Here is a 1,106-nt window from a genome sequence, read left to right on the forward strand (position 1 = left end):
GGGTAAAATCGAAACGAATAGGCTTTTTCCATACCTCACATTTTAGCATATATTTCGTAAACGATGCTCATATTTAACAGTAAAGCCGTCGTAGAACGACGGGGTTTCAGACCCAAATTTTCGATGACCAATTTGCTAAAAACTATCTGGAAGAATTATTATCGCCCCTAGGCCGGGTAGAAATTAGCAAAGAAATTACCGACGAAACCCGACAAATTGATCTATTTTTTTCGCCTCATCCAGATCGGCAGATAACTGTCGATAATCTAGGATTATTAGGTCAAATTGCCCTAAATAGCGCTCTCCTAGAACCCTATCGTAATTCTCCCACTCGTGCCGATGTACGTAATTGTCTCTCGAAATTAACCGCCGTTTTTGCTGAACTACAGCGACAAGCCAAACGAGAAAATAGCCCCTACAATGAGGAAAATTTGCCCCGTTTATGGATTCTTGCTCCTCTGGTTAGTGAGACTATATTAAACGGTTTTGGGGCGGCCTTAGACCGGAATTGGCCCGAAGGGGTCTATTTCTTGCCTCCTTTACAGCGCACGGCTATTATTGTGATCAATCAACTTCCTGTTAATTTTCACACCCTCTGGTTAAGGTTATTGGGTAAGGGCAAAACTCAGAATCAAGCTGTGCGAGAGTTGCTAGAATTACCAATAGGGAACAACTACCGTCAAAATGTCATAGAACTATTACTTAGTTGGCGGGTGAGCGTGGAAATACAAAATATTTTAGAAGAAGAAGATCGAGAGGTGTTTATGACGTTATCCCAAACTTATCTGGAATGGAAAGAAGCAGTGAGACGACAAGCTAGAGAAGAAGCTCTTGAAGAAGGTCTTCAAGCAGGTCGTCAAGAAGGTCGTCAAGAAGGTCGTCAAGAGGCGCGCAGGGGGATGATCGAAAATTTACTACAAGTCCGCTTTGGACAGTTAGATGATTCTTTTAATCCCGTGATTGAAGGATTGTTATCCTTATCCCCCAGCGAATCTAGCCGTTTATTAATCGAATCCGCCCGCGAGGAGCTATTTAAGCGTTTTTGTGATCTAACCCCCCAGTAGATGGGAGCAGGGCTGTCTCTTATACAAATCTCCGAGCCCACG

General features: G+C 43.3%; 1 protein-coding gene. It reads left to right on the forward strand.

What is annotated here, in order from left to right:
- Positions 1-116: 116 nt before the first annotated feature.
- Positions 117-1,064: a hypothetical protein gene (locus IQ242_RS25430; protein WP_193961860.1), complete on the forward strand. Its 948-nt coding sequence runs from the start codon at positions 117-119 to the stop codon at positions 1,062-1,064.
- Positions 1,065-1,106: the final 42 nt, after the last annotated feature.

The organism is Microcystis sp. LEGE 08355 (assembly GCF_015207185.1).
Taxonomy (GTDB): domain Bacteria; phylum Cyanobacteriota; class Cyanobacteriia; order Cyanobacteriales; family Microcystaceae; genus Microcystis; species Microcystis panniformis.